We start from the raw sequence: 16,068 nt of genomic DNA on the forward strand, positions 1-16,068 counted from the left end.
TAGTTGTTCAGGCAAACTGACGGCAACCTGATGAAAACTGGATGCGAACTATGAACCCACATATCATTGAAGTGCCGTTAGAAAAGTCTTATCGCCTGATCAACCACGGCCCAACCGTGCTGGTGTCTGCCCACCACAATGGCGTGGACGACGTGATGACCGCCGCCTGGGCCTGTGCGCTGGATTTTACCCCATCCAAGCTGATGGTGGTGCTGGATAAAATGACCGCCACCCGCACGCTTATCGAAAACAGCGGCACCTTTGTGATTCAGGTGCCCTGTGCCGCCCAGCTCAAAATGACCCATTTTCTGGGTACCCACAGCCTGAAAGAGATGCCCGACAAGCTCGAGCAATCCGGCGTGGAGCTGTTCCGCGTCCCTGGCCACAGCGTACCGCTGGTAGCGGGCTGCACGGCCTGGATGGTCTGTAAGCTTATCCCCGAACCGCATAACCATCAGGCCCACGACCTGTTTATCGGCGAAATTATCGGTGCCTGGGCCGACGACCGCGTGTTCCAGAACGGTCACTGGTCGTTTGAAACCTCCCCGCCGGAATACCGCAGCCTGCACTATATTGCCGGCGGCCAGTACTACGCCATCGGCGAATCACTGGTGGTGCCGGGAGTGGAGGCGTCATGAAGAAGATTGAATTACCCGCCGAAGACTACCGCAAGCTGAGCGACTTTATCAGCGACTGGCTGGACGACAAACACGACCTGCAAATAGGGCAGTTTGAAGCCGAATTCTTCCTTGATGAGCTGGTGAAAAAAATGGCACCCGCGCTCTACAATAAAGGACTGGACGATGCGCTGGCGATAGCCCAAAGCAACATGCTGACGCTGGAAGAGTTGCTGGATCTGGAAAAAATCGTCGATTAGTTTTATCAGAGGCAGGCGAGGCGCGTTTTCCTCTACCTGCCGTTTTCTGTAAGGCTATTTTGCCGCTGTGCCAGAATAAAATCGCTGATAAAGTCGACAAAAACGCGGATCTTCGACGAAAGCTGTTTCCCCGAAGTCCAGACCATCTGGAATTGCCCTGGCGCCTTCAAATACTCACCCAGCAGCGGGTGCACAATACCGCTCGCCAACTGGGGTTCAATCATAAAATCAGGTACGGCCCCGACACCCAGGCCATTAATAATCGCGCTGCGTACCATCTCCATGTTGTTCGAACTGAACACGGTGCGAGTGCGAACGTCCGCCAGTTCAGATAAGTCACGCAGCGGCCAGGCCTGCAGCTTGCCGGTGTTCACATAGCGGAAACGAATTCCGCAATGCCCCTCTAGTTCCCGGGGCGATTGTGGCACGCCATGCCGGGCAAGATAGGCCGGAGAAGCGCAGAGAATAAGCTGCAATGAGGGCAGCGTGCGACGCATCAAGCGAGAATCCGGGAGTTCGCCGGTTCGGATAGCAATATCCACGTCCTCGTCAATCAAGTTCACCAGCCTGTCGCTGAAATCCAGATCGAGATCGATGTCCGGATAACGGCGAACGAAAGCGATAATGGCAGCTTCAAACAGGATATGGCTGGCGGCGGGCAGGCTAACTCGCAGGCGGCCTCTAGGCGTTTCACTGGCATGGGAGAGCAGGGCATCTGCCTCATCCAAATCCTGCAGAATGCGCCGGCAGCGTTCAAAGTAAACCCGGCCTTCGGACGTCATTTGCAGGCTGCGGGTGGTGCGGTGAAAAAGCCGCACGCCAAGCTGTTCTTCAAGCCTCGTAATCCCTTTTCCCACCGCCGAAGCGGAAAGCCCCAGAGCTTGTCCGGCGCGGACAAAACTGCCCAACTCTGCGGTGCGAACAAAATAGGTCAGGCTGGACAGGCGATCCATAGTGATACCTCTATTCGAGCGTTTTATTCCGTAATGTTCGGACGTTTTATCATTTTTGTCACTGAAAAACACCCGCTACTCTGCACGGTATCCCACCTGCTTACTGCAGGCCCTGTTTTTAGATTGTGACTTTCCGCTAAGGATATGAATGATGCCCGTTACCCGTTCTCACCCGTCGCAAGAACAGCTCCTGACGCTGGTCGCCGTGTGTCTTGCCTCGATCACTATGCCTTTTAATTTTACCGCCGCTGCCGTGGCCTTACCTGCTATCGGGCAAAGCTTCCACGGCTCGAGCATGGCCGTTAACTGGGTGGCTAATGCATTTATGTTGACCTTTGGCAGTTGCCTGATGCTGGCGGGCACACTTGCCGACAGCTACGGGCGTAAACGCATGTTTGCCGGGGGGATAGCGGCCTTTGCATTACTATCAGCTGCGCTGCTTGCCGCGCCAAACTTGTTTGTTTTCGACCTGCTGCGTGGGGCGCAAGGCATTGCCGCCGCTATCGCGTTTTCCGGCGGGATGTCGGCACTGGCGCAGGTTTTTGACGGGACCGCCAGGATGCGTGCTTTCAGCTTCGTCGGCTGCAGTTTCGGTATTGGCCTGGCTTTTGGCCCCGTGGCAGCGGCGGTAATGATCGATCTCTTCAACTGGTCAATTGTCTTTATTCTACTGACGCTGGTGGCAGGTATTGCCTGTTTTCTGTCCTGTCGCTATATGCCCGAATCCCGCAATCCAGCGGCAAACGGTATCGACTGGGCTGGAGCCGTGGTGTTTACGTGGACGCTGGGTGTTTTCACTTATGCCGTCCTGCGCGTACCGGAAGTTGGTTGGGGGGATGCCTTTAACCTGGCACTGTTTGCGGTGGCCACGATTTCACTGCTGGTATTTATTCGCATTGAACTGCGCGTTCAGCAGCCGATGCTCGACCTGACTTTATTCAAGTTTCCCCGGTTTGTTGGCGTTCAGCTCCTCGCTGCTGCCCCGGCCTATTCCTTTGTTGTTCTGCTTCTGCTCTTACCGCTGCGCTTTGTTGGCGTGGAAGGGATGCCGGTGCTTGAGGCCGGACGGTTAATGATTGCGCTCTCTGCGCCGCTGTTGTTCCTGCCGATTATTGCCGGTTCCCTGACCCGCTGGTTCTCTGCATCCCTCCTGTGCGGGGTTGGGTTGCTGATCTGTGCGGCCGGATTATTGTGGCTCAGCCGCATTCCGGGCGGGGCATCGGCGTGGCAGTTTGCCTTGCCGATGTGGACGATCGGCTGTGGGATAAGCCTGCCCTGGGGATTGATGGATGGCCTGGCGGTGAGCGTGGTGCCCCGCGAAAGGGCGGGTATGGCAACGGGTATTTTCAGTACCACGCGGGTGGCTGGGGAAGGGATTGCAATGGCAATTGTGAGCGCGCTGCTCTCTTCACTGATGGCAAATAACCTGCACCAGGCGGTGTCCGGCAGCCCTCAGCGGCTGGCCCAGGTCGCGCAAAGCGTTGTTACTGGCGATGTCGCGACCGCAACCACCTCGCTGCAGGGCGTGACCTATAAGACGATTGCCGCCAGCTACGATGCGGCGTTCAGCAACCTGTTGCTGCTGTTGATGAGCATCACGTTGCTGGTCGCACTGGTGGTGTTTTTATTTCTGGACAAAGGACAAACCGGGGATGAAACCCGGTCACAAGCGACGGCGAATTGATCGCCATTTTAAGTCAAGAGTGAGAATGCAACGATGACCACACATGTCAAAGATCTGTTCAGCCCGCTGCGGGCAGGCAGGCTCAGTTTACAACATCGGGTAGTGATGGCGCCGCTAACCAGAATGCGTGTATCCGGGCCAGAAGGCGCACCTGACGCGCTTAACACCGAATACTACGGCCAGCGTGCCAGCGAAGGCGGCCTGATTATTACCGAGGCGACGAATATTTCGCTGCAGGGGAAAGGCTTTCCACAAACGCCAGGCATCTATAGCGATAGTCAGCAGGCAGGCTGGAAGCAGGTTGTTGAGGCCGTGCATAAAAAGGGCGGCGCTATTTATCTCCAGCTTTGGCATACGGGGCGCATTTCTCATCAGAGTCACCACCCTGAAACCCCGTCGATTGCTCCCTCGGCTATTCGCCCTGCGGGTGAAGCTCTGGATGCTAACTTTACACCTCAGCCGTTTGCCATACCGACAGCCCTTGAACTCTCGGCCATTCCTGCGGTGATTGAGGAGTATCGCGAGGCGGCGCGGCGAGCGAAGGCTGCGGGTTTCGACGGCGTGGAGTTGCACGCGGCGAACGGTTTTCTCATTGATCAGTTTTTGCAGGACAAAACGAACCAGCGCACGGACGAATATGGCGGCAGCATAGTAAACCGAATGCGTTTCATGCGTGAAGCGCTTGCAGCGCTGCGTGAGGTTTACTCCGCCGGAGAAATCGGTGTCAGGCTTTCCCCATTCGGCAAGCTGGGAGACATAGGCGACAGTTATCCGCTGGCGCTGTTTACGGACATTGCCACCTGGCTTTCAGAACAGCAGATTGGCTATCTGCATTTGGTCGAGCCGCGAGCCAACACCGGGCTAAATGAAGAGCAGGATATGACGCAACCAGCCTCTGTTGCCGCATTGCTACGGCCCTGTTTTGACGGCGCTATTATTGCCTCAGGCGGTTTTACCCGCGAATCAGCGAATGCGCTTATTGCCGCGGGAAATGCGGATGCCGTGGCCTTCGGGCGAGCATTTATTGCTAATCCCGATCTGCCGTATCGGCTGTCCGTAAATGCGCCTTTAAACGCCTATGACCGTTCAACGTTTTACGCCGGGGATGCCCGCGGTTATACCGACTACCCGACTTTGCCACGTCACTGACCTTTCAGGAGAGTTCTATGTTATTTAACGACACCACATCCCCCATTCTTGATGTACAGGGGCCACCACCCTGGCTGGCAATACTTGCTGATGAGGCGAGCCTGCAAGGTGTGGTGCTGAAAGCGCCAGTTCAGGGTAAAGCGGCGATTCTGGCGATCCTCAAAGCTGCCATTCCGCTGTATGACTTCCAGCGCTTTACTTACCGGGATTATGTCAACGAACGGTTCTTTATGGAGTCTTATCGCGCAAGCGTGGACGGCGTGGCCGTGGAGTGTGCAGTGTGGGTGCATATCAATGAGCAAGGGCAGGCTGATTCGCTGATGATTCATCACCACCCGCTGCCTGCGGCGCTCTATTTTTCCCAGCGGATGTGGCAGCAGGTTGATGACAGGTATCGCGAACTTTACCTCAGCCCGGAGGAGTACGCGGCGTTAACTCGCGGGTAAGAAGAGGGGCGCATTGCGCCCCTTTTTCGTATTACTGGCTAACCGGCACAACCGCGCCGTGGTACTTCTCGTTGATCCAGTCCTGAATTTGCTTAGAGTGCAGGACTTTCACCAGCTCGACGATGTCATGTTTATTCACGTCGGCGCGGTGCACGGTGATGATGTTGGCATACGGGTTGCCTTCGGTGCTTTCGACGGCAATCGGATCTTTAATCGGGTTCAGGCCCGCATCCAGCGCGTAGTTGGCGTTGATCACTACCGCATCGCCTTCGTTGTTGGCGTACATCTGCGGCAGCAGGGCGGCTTCAATATCCGCTTTGAACTGCAGGTTTTTCGGGTTGCTGGCAATGTCGCTGATGCGCGCGTTAACCGGCTTCACGCCAGGTTTCAGGGTGATCACGCCTTCGCGCTGGAAGATAGCCAGAATACGGCCTTCTTCGGCCACCGAGTCACGCAGAATGATTTTGCCGTTCTGCGGCAGATCCTTCAGGCTTTTATACTTCTTCGAATAGATGCCGATCGGCTCCACGTGGATTGCTCCGGCGCTGACGAAATCGTAGTTTTTATCGCCTTTATGATCCTGTAGGACCGAATCCAGATAGGGCTGATGCTGGAAGTAGTTGGCGTCAATTTCATGCTCGGCCAGCGCCGTATTCGGCAGGATATAGTCCTGGAAGGTTTTGATCTCAAGATCGATGCCTTCTTTCGCCAGAATCGGCTTCGCCTGCTCGAGAATTTCAGCGTGCGGGACGTTGGAGGCGCCCACAATCAGTTTTTCAGCGGCGTTGGCGTGAAGGCTTAACGCGGTTAAAGAAGCCAGAGCTAACATCATAAACTGTTTTTTCATTATTTCGTCCAGTCGTGATTAGTGATTAAAAGTGCATTGCCGTGGAATTCCAGGCGGCAGAGTTTGCTTCTGTCGCCCGAAAGGTGTGAAAGCTGTGAAAGCTCTTAGCGTTTATCGAGCAGGTTGGTGATGCGGTCACCGATAAACTGAATAATAAAAACGATGGCCAGAATAGTGGCCGTGGCCACCAGCGTGACGTCATTATGGTTACGCTGGAACCCTTCCAGATAGGCGAGGTTGCCTAAGCCGCCAGCACCGATAACCCCAGCCATGGCGCTGTAGCTCACCAGCGCAATCAGAGTGACGGTCATCCCGGACACCAGCGCCGGAGAGGATTCAGGCAGCAGCACGCGGAAGATCAGCGTGTGGGTTTTGGCCCCCATTGAACGCGTGGCTTCAATAACGCCTTTATCGACTTCGCGCAGTGCAATTTCCACCAGGCGGGCATAGAAGGGGGCCGCTCCGACGATCAGCGCCGGCAGCGCGGCGTTGGTGCCGAGAATGGTGCCAACCAGCGTTTTTGTGAACGGGATCAGCAGGACGATCAGAATGATGAACGGGATCGAACGGAAGACGTTGACCAGCACGGTCACCACCGAGTAAACCAGCCGATTCTGCAGCAGCTGACCGCGAGAAGTGAGAAACAGCAGCACGCCGAGGGCGATGCCAAACACGAACGTTGCGACTCCCGACCAGGCCGTCATGTAGAGCGTTTCGCCCGTGGCGGCCCACAGTTTGTCGAGTTTTAAATGCGGGAAGTATTGCTCAAGCATGTCGAATAACCTCAGTCTCTACCCGCTTTTGATTCAGGTATTGCACAATATTTTCTAGCTGGCTGGCGTCATCCATATGGACGTACAGCTCGCCAAACGCGCCGTCTACCGTCTGGGTAATGTTGCCGTGCAGGATATTCAGCGCGACGTTGAAATGCTGAATGACATCGGCAATCACCGGCTGCCGGGCTTCTCCGCCAGGGAAAATCAGCTTCAGAATGCTGCCGCCGATGCCCTGAACCCAGAGCGGATTGAATGGTTCTCTGGGCGTATTTTGCCCCGCAATCTGACGCACAAAAGTTTGCGTGATGGGTTGCTTCGGGTGGGTGAAAATATCCAGCACCGGGCCTTCTTCAACGATTCTGCCGTTTTCCATCACCGCCACGCGCTGACAAATTTTGCGCACCACATGCATCTCATGGGTGATGAGCACGATGGTTAAGTTGAGCTGGCGGTTAATGTCGAGCAGCAGATCGAGAATCGCGTCGGTCGTTTGCGGATCCAGCGCCGAAGTGGCTTCGTCGCACAGTAAAACATCCGGGTTATTGGCCAGCGCACGGGCAATGCCGACTCGCTGCTTTTGGCCGCCGCTTAGCTGAGCAGGCCAGGCATTTTCGCGCCCCTCCAGCCCCACAAGCTTAATCAGCTCGTTAACGCGCTGCTGAATCTGGCTTTTATTAACACCGGCAATTTGCAGGGGAAAGGCAATATTCTCGGAAACGGTCCGGGACCACAGCAGATTAAAGTGCTGAAAGACCATGCTGACTTTTAGACGAGCCTGACGGAGCTGTTCGCCTCTGGCCTGGGCAATATCCTGCCCGGAGACAATGATCGATCCTGACGTGGGTTTCTCCAGCCCATTTAATAATCTTATTAATGTGCTTTTACCCGCGCCGCTGTAGCCAATAATGCCGTAAATTTGGCCTTTATTGACGTTGATATTAATATTATCTACGGCGGTAATGGCGCCATGTCTGCTGGCAAATATTTTTGATACGCCCGAGAGAACGATCATTATCTGGTCCTTAACGGCTGAAATTTTCCGCAACGCAACAGCATGATATGCTGCCAACTGGCGCACGAATGCCGTGCTATGGGCGTTGAATCATTTTTATGTGGCTGATACTACCTGCTAATACCGTTGCCCAGAAGAATATAAAAATATGACTTATAGCCATAAGAAATATAAATACATGATGGTTCTTTCCTGGTCGGGATTAATACGCCTTAGCAAAAATATGGCATTGCTTATCATTAAATTGATTAATTGCGTGTGTTTAAATAATAATCATCAGAGGATGGGGTGATAAATAATGAACGGACTGTTAATCGATTTTATTAACGATATGTTATTGGTCGATAATTGTCCTGCTTGGTTTTTTTAGTTTTATATTGGTACTCTTTGGTGCCGTTTTCGCTGTTATTTTCGTACCAAATTTAACAAATCTGCGCCATGCCCCGGAAATTCTATTCTTATTAAGGTATCTTGCCCGCCTCGAGAGCGGAGATTGTCTGAAGATGTACGAATTCAATTTAGTCCTGCTGCTACTGCAGCAGATGTGCGTGTTCCTGGTCATCGCCTGGTTAATGAGTAAAACCCGGCTGTTTATCCCCCTGATGCAGGTGACCGTGCGCTTACCCCACAAGCTGCTGTGCTACATCACCTTCTCGGTTTTCTGCATTATGGGCACCTATTTTGGTCTTCACATTGAAGGCTCCATTGCCAACACGCGCGCCATTGGCGCCGTGATGGGCGGCCTGTTAGGCGGGCCGGTGGTGGGCGGGCTGGTGGGGCTAACCGGCGGGCTGCATCGCTATTCTCTCGGTGGAATGACGGCGCTGAGCTGCATGATCTCCACCATTGCGGAAGGACTGATTGGCGGATTAATCCACAGCGTTTTAATCCGCCGGGGCAGGACGGACAAACTGTTTAGCCCGCTGGTTGCCGGAGCGACGAGTTTTGTCGCCGAACTGGTGCAGATGATCATTATCTTGCTTATCGCACGGCCCTTTGAAGATGCGCTCCACCTGGTGGAAAGCATCGCTGCGCCGATGATGGTCACCAACACGCTGGGTGCCGCCATGTTTATGCGCATTCTGCTGGATAAACGCGCGATGTTTGAGAAATACACTTCCGCGTTCTCCGCCACCGCGCTAAAGGTCGCGGCCTCAACCGAGGGGATCCTCCGGCAGGGATTCAACGAACAAAATAGCCTGAAGGTGGCGAAGGTGCTGCACCAGGAGCTGGACATCAGCGCCGTGGCGATCACCGACCGGGAAAGGTTATTGGCGTTTATTGGCACCGGGGCCGATCACCACCTGGCGGGCAAGCCTATTTCGTCGGGTTACACCTGGCAGGCCATCGAGAATAACGAAGTGGTTTACGCCGACGGCAATGAGGTGCCTTATCGCTGCTCGCTGCATCCTAACTGCAAGCTGGGGTCGACGCTGGTTATCCCGCTGCGGGGTGAAAACCAGCGGGTGATCGGCACGATAAAACTCTATGAGGCGCGTAACCGGCTGTTTAGCTCCATCAACCGCACGCTCGGCGAAGGGATTGCGCAGCTGCTGTCGGCGCAAATCCTGGCCGGGAAATACGAGCAGCAAAAAGCGCTGCTGGCCCAGTCCGAGATTAAGCTGCTGCATGCGCAGGTGAACCCGCACTTCTTATTTAACGCGTTGAACACGCTGAAAGCGGTTATTCGCCACGACGGCGACAAAGCCGGGCAGCTTGTGCAGTACCTCTCGACATTTTTCCGCAAAAATCTCAAACGCCCCTCTGAAATCGTCACGCTTTCAGATGAAATTGAGCATGTGAATGCCTATCTGCAAATTGAGCTGGCGCGTTTCCAGACGCAGCTGGCGGTGGACTGGCAGGTGCCCGACGAACTGGCGAATCAGCGTTTGCCAGCTTTCACGCTACAGCCGATTGTGGAAAACGCCATTAAGCACGGCACCTCTCAGCAATTAGGCCACGGTATGATTACTATTCGTGCCCGTACAGAGGGAAAAGACGTGCTGGTGGATGTCGAGGATAACGCCGGGTTGTACCGGCCAAAAGAGAACGGTAATGGATTGGGAATGAATCTGGTGGACAAGCGGCTGCGGGCGAAGTTTGGGGAGGATTATGGCCTGGCCGTGAGCTGCGACCCCGACCGTGTTACCTGCATCACCGTGCGCCTGCCCGCCGAGGACTTGGTATGTTTAGAGTATTGATTGTTGATGATGAACCGCTGGCGCGTGAGAACCTGCGCGTCCTGCTTGAGAATGACGGTGAGATTGAGATAGTCGGGGAATGCGCCAACGCGATAGAGGCGATTAGCGCGGTGAACAAACTGCGACCGGACGTGCTGTTTCTCGATATCCAGATGCCGCGTATTAGCGGGCTAGAAATGGTGGGTATGCTCGACGAGCGCCATCGGCCGCGTATTGTGTTTCTCACCGCTTTTGATGAATACGCGGTACAGGCTTTTGAGGAGTGCGCTTTTGACTATTTGCTCAAACCTATCGAAGCGCAGCGGCTGCAAAAAACGCTGGCTCGTCTGCATCAGGAGAGCGAAGCGCAGGATGTTTCCCGCCTGCCGGACAGCCAACAGCCGCTAAAATTTATCCCGTGCAGCGGCCACAGCCGCATCTGGCTGCTGCAGATGGAGGAGGTGGCCTACGTCAGCAGCCGGCTAAGCGGGGTGTATGTCACCAGCCGGGATGGCAAAGAAGGCTTTACCGAATTAACACTGCGCACGCTGGAAAGCCGCACGCCTCTGCTGCGCTGCCACCGGCAATATCTGGTGAACATGAATTATTTGCAGGAGATCCGCCTGGAGGATAACAGTCAGGCGGAGCTGTTGCTGCGGGATGGCCGCACCGTGCCGGTGAGCCGCCGCTATTTGAAGTCGTTAAAAGAGGCGGTGGGGCTTTAAGGTTATTGCTCTACGCGGCAGGTTTTAATCCGGCAAAAGCGTCGCGGATTTCGGCCTCCGGGAGCGACACGCCGATGAACACCAGCGTGCTCTCCGGCGTTTCTTCCGGCTGCCATTCGCGGTCCCAGTCGGCGCTGTAAAGGCGCTGCACGCCTTGGAACAGCAGGCGACAGGGCTGGTCTTCAATCCACAGCATTCCTTTGTAGCGGAGCAGGTTGTTGGCGAAGCCGGACAGCAGGTTTTCCATCACGGAAGAGACGGCGGACAGCGCAACCGGGTAGTCCAGCGTCACCACAATGGATGAGACTTCATTTTGCTGCGGGGCAATGCGGTGGAAGCGAGGTTTTGTCGCCACGACGTTTTCTTCCAGCATAAAGCCGCGGGTGTTAAACAGCAGCGGAAGATCGATATTGCCGTGCAGGATAGGGTATACCGGCGCGCGCGCGTTAATGCGCTGCAGGCGTTCAGTCAATGCAGCGGATTCACCGGCCACATCGGTTTTTGTCAGTAAAATACGGTCGGCGTAGCCGATTTGCGACTGGGCGAGCGGGAACTGATCCAGCTGTGAATCAGCATGTACCGCGTCGACCAGGGCGATCACGCCGTCAAGCAGGTAGCGTTCACAGATGATTTCATGGGCGAAAAAGGCCTGCAGGATAGGGCCAGGGTCGGCCATGCCCGTGCATTCGACGATGAGCCTGTCAAAGTGAATTTCACCTTTGTCCCGGCTATCAAGCAGATCCAGCAGGGCATCTTCCAGCTCGCTTGAGCGCGTGCAGCAAATACAGCCGTTGCTTAGGGTAGTAATGCGGGTGGCGCGGTCGCCAATCAGTTGGCTGTCGATAGGCGTTTCGCCAAATTCATTTTCAATAACGGCAATCTTCTCGTCCTGCTGAGTATGCAGGATATGACGTAACAGGGTGGTTTTCCCTGCACCCAAAAAGCCGGTTAATACGGTTACTGCAATCGGTGTCATCGCGTCCTTCCTGTTAACAGCAGCGCATGCCGCCTTTACCGTCTCCGCCGTAGCGCGCCTGCTGGCGTTCACGGAAGAATTCTTTGTAGGTCATGGGCGGCTGATCCGGATGGTTCGTCTGCATATGCAGCACGTAGGTATCGTAGTCCGGAATGCCAACGAGCATTCTTGCCGCCTGGCCGAGGTACTTTTTTGCAACACCTAAGTTATCAAACATTCGTCGCTCCTTTAGTGATTTAAGCCCCGCTAATGCGGGGCTGTCAGATGAAGCGATCAGTGTCCGGAAGAAATCTTAATGCCTTCCTTCGGCACCGGCTGGTAAGGCGTTTCTTTGTCCGTCGGCTGGCCGGATTTACGCGCCTCTTTCCAGGCCTTAATGCCATAGAAAATAATGCTGTAAACCACCACCAGGAACAGAATGCTCAGGCCCGCGTTGGTGTAGTTATTGACGACAATGTGGTTCATGTTGGCGATTTCTTGTGCCGTCAAATCCGCCCCACCGGCGGCGATGCGCGCCTTATACTGGTTGGCCATGAAGAAGAAGCCTTCCATCTGCGGGTTGCTGCTGAACAGCTTCAGACCCAGCGCCCAGGTGGTGCAGATAAGCAGCCAGACCGCAGGCACCACGGTGACCCAAATGTACTGGGTACGCTTCATCTTCACCAGCACCACGGTGGCCAGCACTAACGCCACGGCCGCCAGCATCTGGTTGGAGATGCCGAACAGCGGCCACAGACTTTTCACGCCGCCCAGCGGATCGACCACGCCCTGATACAGCAGGTAGCCCCAAAGCCCAACGCAGCCTGCGGTACCGATGATGCCGGCCACCAGCGAGTCGGTTTTCTTCAGGAACGGGATAAAGTTGCCCAGCAGATCCTGCAGCATAAAGCGGCCAGAACGGGTGCCAGCATCCAGCGCCGTAAGAATAAACAGCGCTTCAAACAGGATCCCGAAGTGGTACCAGAAGCCCATGTCGGCGACGGGCACAATTTTGTGGAACACATGTGCAATACCGACGGCAAGCGTAGGCGCACCGCCTGCGCGGTTAAGCACGGAAGGTTCACCGATATCTTTTGCCGTCTGCAGGATCTGCTCAGGCGAAATCACAAAGCCCCAGGAACTGACGGTGGCGGCCGCATGCGCGGTCACTTCTTTGAGCTGCGCCATAATCATTGGCGCGTTTTCCCCGCCCAGTTCGTGCAGGTTTGGCATGGTAAAGCCCAGACCCGCCGGTGGCGTGTTCATGGCAAAGTACAGACCTGGCTCAATGATGGATGCCGCCACCAGGGCCATAACGGCCACAAATGACTCCATCAGCATCGCGCCGTAGCCGATAAAGCGAGCATCGGTTTCACAGGCCAGCAGTTTTGGCGTGGTGCCGGAGGCGATAAGCGCGTGGAAACCGGATACTGCGCCACAGGCAATGGTGATAAACAGGAACGGGAACAACGCACCTTTCCACAGCGGGCCGGTACCATCCACGTACTGCGTAATCGCCGGCATTTTCAGCTCAGGATTGAGGATAACAATCCCAATTGCCAGGCCGACAATAACGCCGATTTTCAGGAAGGTCGCCAGGTAATCGCGCGGCGCGAGGATCAGCCAGACCGGTAGCAGGGCAGAGACAAAAGCATAGCCGATAAGTGTAAAGGTAATGGTGGTGTCTTTAAAGGTTAACGCCGGGCCCCAGTAAGGGTCGTGGGCAATCACGCCGCCGAAGTAAATCGAGGCGACCAGCAGCACAATCCCGATAACGGACACTTCACCGACCCTGCCGGGGCGAATAAAGCGCATATAAATGCCCATAAACAGGGCGATCGGCACCGTCGAGCAAACGGTAAATACGCCCCACGGGCTTTCAGCCAGTGCTTTCACCACGATAAGAGCCAGCACGGCCAGGATAATAATCATGATCAGGAAGCAGCCGAACAGGGCAATGGTGCCCGGCACTGGCCCCATCTCTTCTTTGATCATCTCGCCAAGAGAAGCCCCGTTTCGGCGCGAGGAGATAAACAGCACCATAAAGTCCTGCACCGCCCCGGCCAGCACAACGCCCGCCAGCAGCCAGAGTACGCCAGGCAAATAGCCCATTTGCGCCGCCAGCACCGGGCCGACCAGAGGCCCGGCCCCGGCGATTGCCGCGAAGTGGTGGCCAAACAGCACGTTACGGTTGGTTGGGACATAGTTCAGTCCGTCGTTATTGATGACGGCAGGTGTGGCCCGCGTAGGATCCAGCTTCATCACCTTCTGGGCGATGTAGAGACTGTAGTAGCGGTAAGCCACCAGATAGACCGACACCGAGGCGACGACGATCCACAGGGCGCTGATGTGTTCCCCCCGTCGCAGGGCGACGACGGCCAGACAGCAGGCCCCGATGATACCCAGAATCACCCAGGGTATATGTTTGAAAAATTTATTTTTATTCATAATTCATCCGTTTGTCAGCCCCGGCGTAATGCCTGTTCGCCGTCTCGCTGAACCTGGTTGTTGTAAAAGAAGGGCATAAAATAGGCCAGCTATAGCGTGACGATTTTTGCAGCAAGAGAGGGAAAAGAGTGGCCGAGTGGTCGTATTCAGGGCCAAGCGGTTGTGGGACAGGCTAAGCGGTTTTAACCAGGCGCTAATTCACTGAAAAGCGTGATTTAGATCTCATGATAAGCAGAGCGGATTTAATGATATAGCCGGGTTGGTTTCAATTGGGCTGAGAGTAAATTTCGCTATGGGCGTTGAAATAAATAACAGGATGGCATTTACAGAAACTATTAATCGCAACGTGTTATTACGACTGAATTGAAATTCCATTTCATGCACTTGTTAATACATGGGGTGATGTTAATTGTTTGGTGTTTTTTGTTCGTTTTTTGCAAAGACAGGTTGTGGTATCTCAGGACGGCGGAAGTAAGCGTGCTCTCTACCTTAAACTGAATGTATGTCGATATCATTATTAATGAATATTTTGTTATTAACTTTTAAAAACATAAGGTTACATGACTCTTTATTGTTATATATTAATTGATGTGATTTGTTATTTGTTTCTTAATTAAGGCGTTTAGCGTTGTGCAAATCGTGCTGGCAGGGATAATGCGCAGCAATTAAATTAATTAATGGCGATGCTTTTATGTCTTTATCTGAAAACAAACCGACTAAAATAAAAAATGCGACATCCACAGCCTTGCCTTTGACTATGTTAATGACTCTGGCTATGCCGGCAGTCGCTGGCCCGGTGATCAATGTGGGTCCGTTAAATGAGTATATCTATTCCGGTAAAAATACCCTCGCCAAACGCATTTATAACTCCGGGGATGCTACGGCTTTTGTTCGCGTTGAGGTTAGTGAAATAGTTTATAACGAGAATAACCCGGCAAAGGAAATTCCGCTTGATAATGAGGCCATTGTTAACGGGCAAGGTGCGGGGGTTATTTCGTCACCGCCGCGGCTAATTATTCCTGCGGGCGGAATGCAAACCAATAGATTGGTCTATACCGGCTCCAGGAATAAAGAGTCTTATTATCGCGTGCGTTATATTCCCGTTGTGCCGAAAAACATGGATGAATTTACGCTCAGCAATGATGAAGTTGAAAAGTATCAGGGTGCCATTAACGCCAGCGTCAGCGTACTCACCGGGTTTGGCACCATAGTGACCGTTCATCCCGATAATGTTCGCTTCGATACGCAAATTACGGATAAAGGTAAAAAACTGCGTATCAGCAACAGGGGGAATGCCTCCGTGGTTATCAGCGACCTGAAATCCTGCGATGCAAAACTTAAAGACTGTAGTTCACCCGTCAATATTCAGTTAAGGCCCGGCCGGAGCCTGGAGCGGGACATTGTGCCGCAAAAAATCTGGCACTACACGCTGAATGAAGGCAGTCAAAAAAAGGCGCTGAAATCAGGTTCGTAATTTGAAGTAACACTGTTCTATCTATTATCAAAAGGAATGATATATGTACGCAAAAAAAATGACTTTACTCGGTGCCCTTCTGGTAACGGCATCGGCGGTTCACGCAGCCCCTCACCAGGTTGATTTCAACGTAGAGGCGGTGATCCCTGCTACTGATTTCTTCGTCACGCCAGTTAACGGCTGGAATACCCAGACGCAAAAAATGGCATGGAATGCAGCGACGGGCTCTCTGGATGGATTTTCTCGGCAGCTGCAAATGAAAAATTCCGGCGGGAACATCAAAGCTTATCTGTCCGGGCAGCCTGTGCTCAGCTCGACCAGCGGTACGGATACTATCGATCTCCAGGTGAATATTGCCGGCCAGACGTTGCCGATTGACGCAGCGTCAGCGGTCACGCTGTACAGCGCTTCCGAAGCCGCAGCAGAGAAAACGGCCACCATGACGGTAAGCCAGAAAGCTGGCACTAAACCAACGGCCGGAACCTACATCGGGTCCGTGACCATGATGTTTGATACCGAAACGCCTTAATTTTAGCGGCAGC

The 16,068-nt window shown here is 54.1% G+C and carries 16 protein-coding genes; 9 read left to right on the forward strand and 7 right to left on the reverse strand.

Translation table 11 applies throughout. The annotated features are described in order from the left end of the window. The first annotated feature begins 50 nt into the window (after positions 1-50). A complete protein-coding gene (locus ACR6JA_RS02940; protein WP_494493546.1) occupies positions 51-638 on the forward strand; it encodes a flavin reductase family protein in 588 nt (195 codons plus the stop codon). Continuing rightward, a complete protein-coding gene (locus ACR6JA_RS02945; RefSeq protein WP_213715859.1) occupies positions 635-877 on the forward strand; it encodes a DUF2164 domain-containing protein in 243 nt (80 codons plus the stop codon). Before ACR6JA_RS02940 ends, ACR6JA_RS02945 begins: the two co-directional genes overlap by 4 nt. Positions 878-909: 32 nt before the next feature. Here the strand turns inward: ACR6JA_RS02945 and ACR6JA_RS02950 are convergent, their stop codons facing one another. Next, positions 910-1,830 (reverse strand): LysR family transcriptional regulator, encoded by a 921-nt coding sequence (locus ACR6JA_RS02950; RefSeq protein WP_213715860.1) that lies wholly within the window; start codon positions 1,828-1,830, stop codon positions 910-912. Between the two features lie 148 nt (positions 1,831-1,978). Here ACR6JA_RS02950 and ACR6JA_RS02955 point away from each other — a divergent pair, with 148 nt between their 5' ends. The 3 genes from ACR6JA_RS02955 to ACR6JA_RS02965 are packed head-to-tail and all read left to right on the forward strand — an operon-like array spanning position 1,979 to position 5,109. After that, positions 1,979-3,514 (forward strand): MFS transporter, encoded by a 1,536-nt coding sequence (locus ACR6JA_RS02955; protein WP_494493547.1) that lies wholly within the window; start codon positions 1,979-1,981, stop codon positions 3,512-3,514. A gap of 33 nt (positions 3,515-3,547) precedes the next feature. After that, the gene (locus tag ACR6JA_RS02960) at positions 3,548-4,663 is read left to right on the forward strand and encodes an alkene reductase (protein WP_494493548.1); all 1,116 of its coding nucleotides are present in this window, start codon (positions 3,548-3,550) and stop codon (positions 4,661-4,663) included. A 17-nt stretch (positions 4,664-4,680) separates the two neighbouring features. Continuing rightward, positions 4,681-5,109: a hypothetical protein gene (locus ACR6JA_RS02965; RefSeq protein ID WP_213715862.1), complete on the forward strand. Its 429-nt coding sequence runs from the start codon at positions 4,681-4,683 to the stop codon at positions 5,107-5,109. Between the two features lie 31 nt (positions 5,110-5,140). On the opposite strand, the gene ACR6JA_RS02970 is transcribed toward ACR6JA_RS02965, so the two are convergent. The 3 genes from ACR6JA_RS02970 to ACR6JA_RS02980 form a co-directional block, all read right to left on the reverse strand. Then, complete coding sequence (locus ACR6JA_RS02970; RefSeq protein ID WP_494493549.1) at positions 5,141-5,956, reverse strand: MetQ/NlpA family ABC transporter substrate-binding protein; 816 nt, start codon at positions 5,954-5,956, stop codon at positions 5,141-5,143. A 104-nt stretch (positions 5,957-6,060) separates the two neighbouring features. Further along, positions 6,061-6,729, reverse strand: coding sequence for a methionine ABC transporter permease (locus ACR6JA_RS02975; RefSeq protein WP_039292753.1), 669 nt, complete (start codon positions 6,727-6,729; stop codon positions 6,061-6,063). Continuing rightward, positions 6,722-7,744 carry a methionine ABC transporter ATP-binding protein gene (locus ACR6JA_RS02980; RefSeq protein WP_494493550.1) on the reverse strand — a complete coding sequence of 341 codons (1,023 nt, stop codon included), beginning with the start codon at positions 7,742-7,744 and terminating at the stop codon, positions 6,722-6,724. Before ACR6JA_RS02980 ends, ACR6JA_RS02975 begins: the two co-directional genes overlap by 8 nt. Before the next feature lie 503 nt (positions 7,745-8,247). On the opposite strand from ACR6JA_RS02980, the gene ACR6JA_RS02985 reads away from it, so the two are divergent. Further along, on the forward strand, positions 8,248-9,945 hold the full coding sequence (locus ACR6JA_RS02985) for a LytS/YhcK type 5TM receptor domain-containing protein (protein WP_494493551.1): 1,698 nt from the start codon (positions 8,248-8,250) through the stop codon (positions 9,943-9,945). Beyond that, entirely contained in the window at positions 9,930-10,649 is a 720-nt protein-coding gene (gene btsR, locus ACR6JA_RS02990; protein WP_494493552.1) for a two-component system response regulator BtsR, read from the forward strand. Before ACR6JA_RS02985 ends, btsR begins: the two co-directional genes overlap by 16 nt. A 10-nt stretch (positions 10,650-10,659) precedes the next feature. Here btsR and yjiA read toward each other — a convergent pair whose 3' ends face one another. The 3 genes from yjiA to ACR6JA_RS03005 are packed head-to-tail and all read right to left on the reverse strand — an operon-like array spanning position 10,660 to position 14,052. Then, positions 10,660-11,625: a GTPase gene (gene yjiA, locus ACR6JA_RS02995; protein WP_213716948.1), complete on the reverse strand. Its 966-nt coding sequence runs from the start codon at positions 11,623-11,625 to the stop codon at positions 10,660-10,662. A 13-nt stretch (positions 11,626-11,638) separates the two neighbouring features. Then, positions 11,639-11,842 (reverse strand): YbdD/YjiX family protein, encoded by a 204-nt coding sequence (locus ACR6JA_RS03000; RefSeq protein ID WP_039302623.1) that lies wholly within the window; start codon positions 11,840-11,842, stop codon positions 11,639-11,641. A 56-nt stretch (positions 11,843-11,898) separates the two neighbouring features. Then, positions 11,899-14,052, reverse strand: coding sequence for a carbon starvation CstA family protein (locus ACR6JA_RS03005; RefSeq protein ID WP_494493553.1), 2,154 nt, complete (start codon positions 14,050-14,052; stop codon positions 11,899-11,901). 775 nt (positions 14,053-14,827) lie between these two features. Here ACR6JA_RS03005 and ACR6JA_RS03010 point away from each other — a divergent pair. Together ACR6JA_RS03010 and ACR6JA_RS03015 are read left to right on the forward strand one after the other, a co-directional pair. Further along, positions 14,828-15,526 (forward strand): hypothetical protein, encoded by a 699-nt coding sequence (locus ACR6JA_RS03010; protein ID WP_250153735.1) that lies wholly within the window; start codon positions 14,828-14,830, stop codon positions 15,524-15,526. 43 nt (positions 15,527-15,569) lie between these two features. Further along, positions 15,570-16,055 (forward strand): CS1 type fimbrial major subunit, encoded by a 486-nt coding sequence (locus ACR6JA_RS03015; protein WP_213716954.1) that lies wholly within the window; start codon positions 15,570-15,572, stop codon positions 16,053-16,055. Positions 16,056-16,068: the final 13 nt, after the last annotated feature.

The sequence above is a fragment of the Cedecea sp. B1(4) genome, assembly GCF_059414925.1.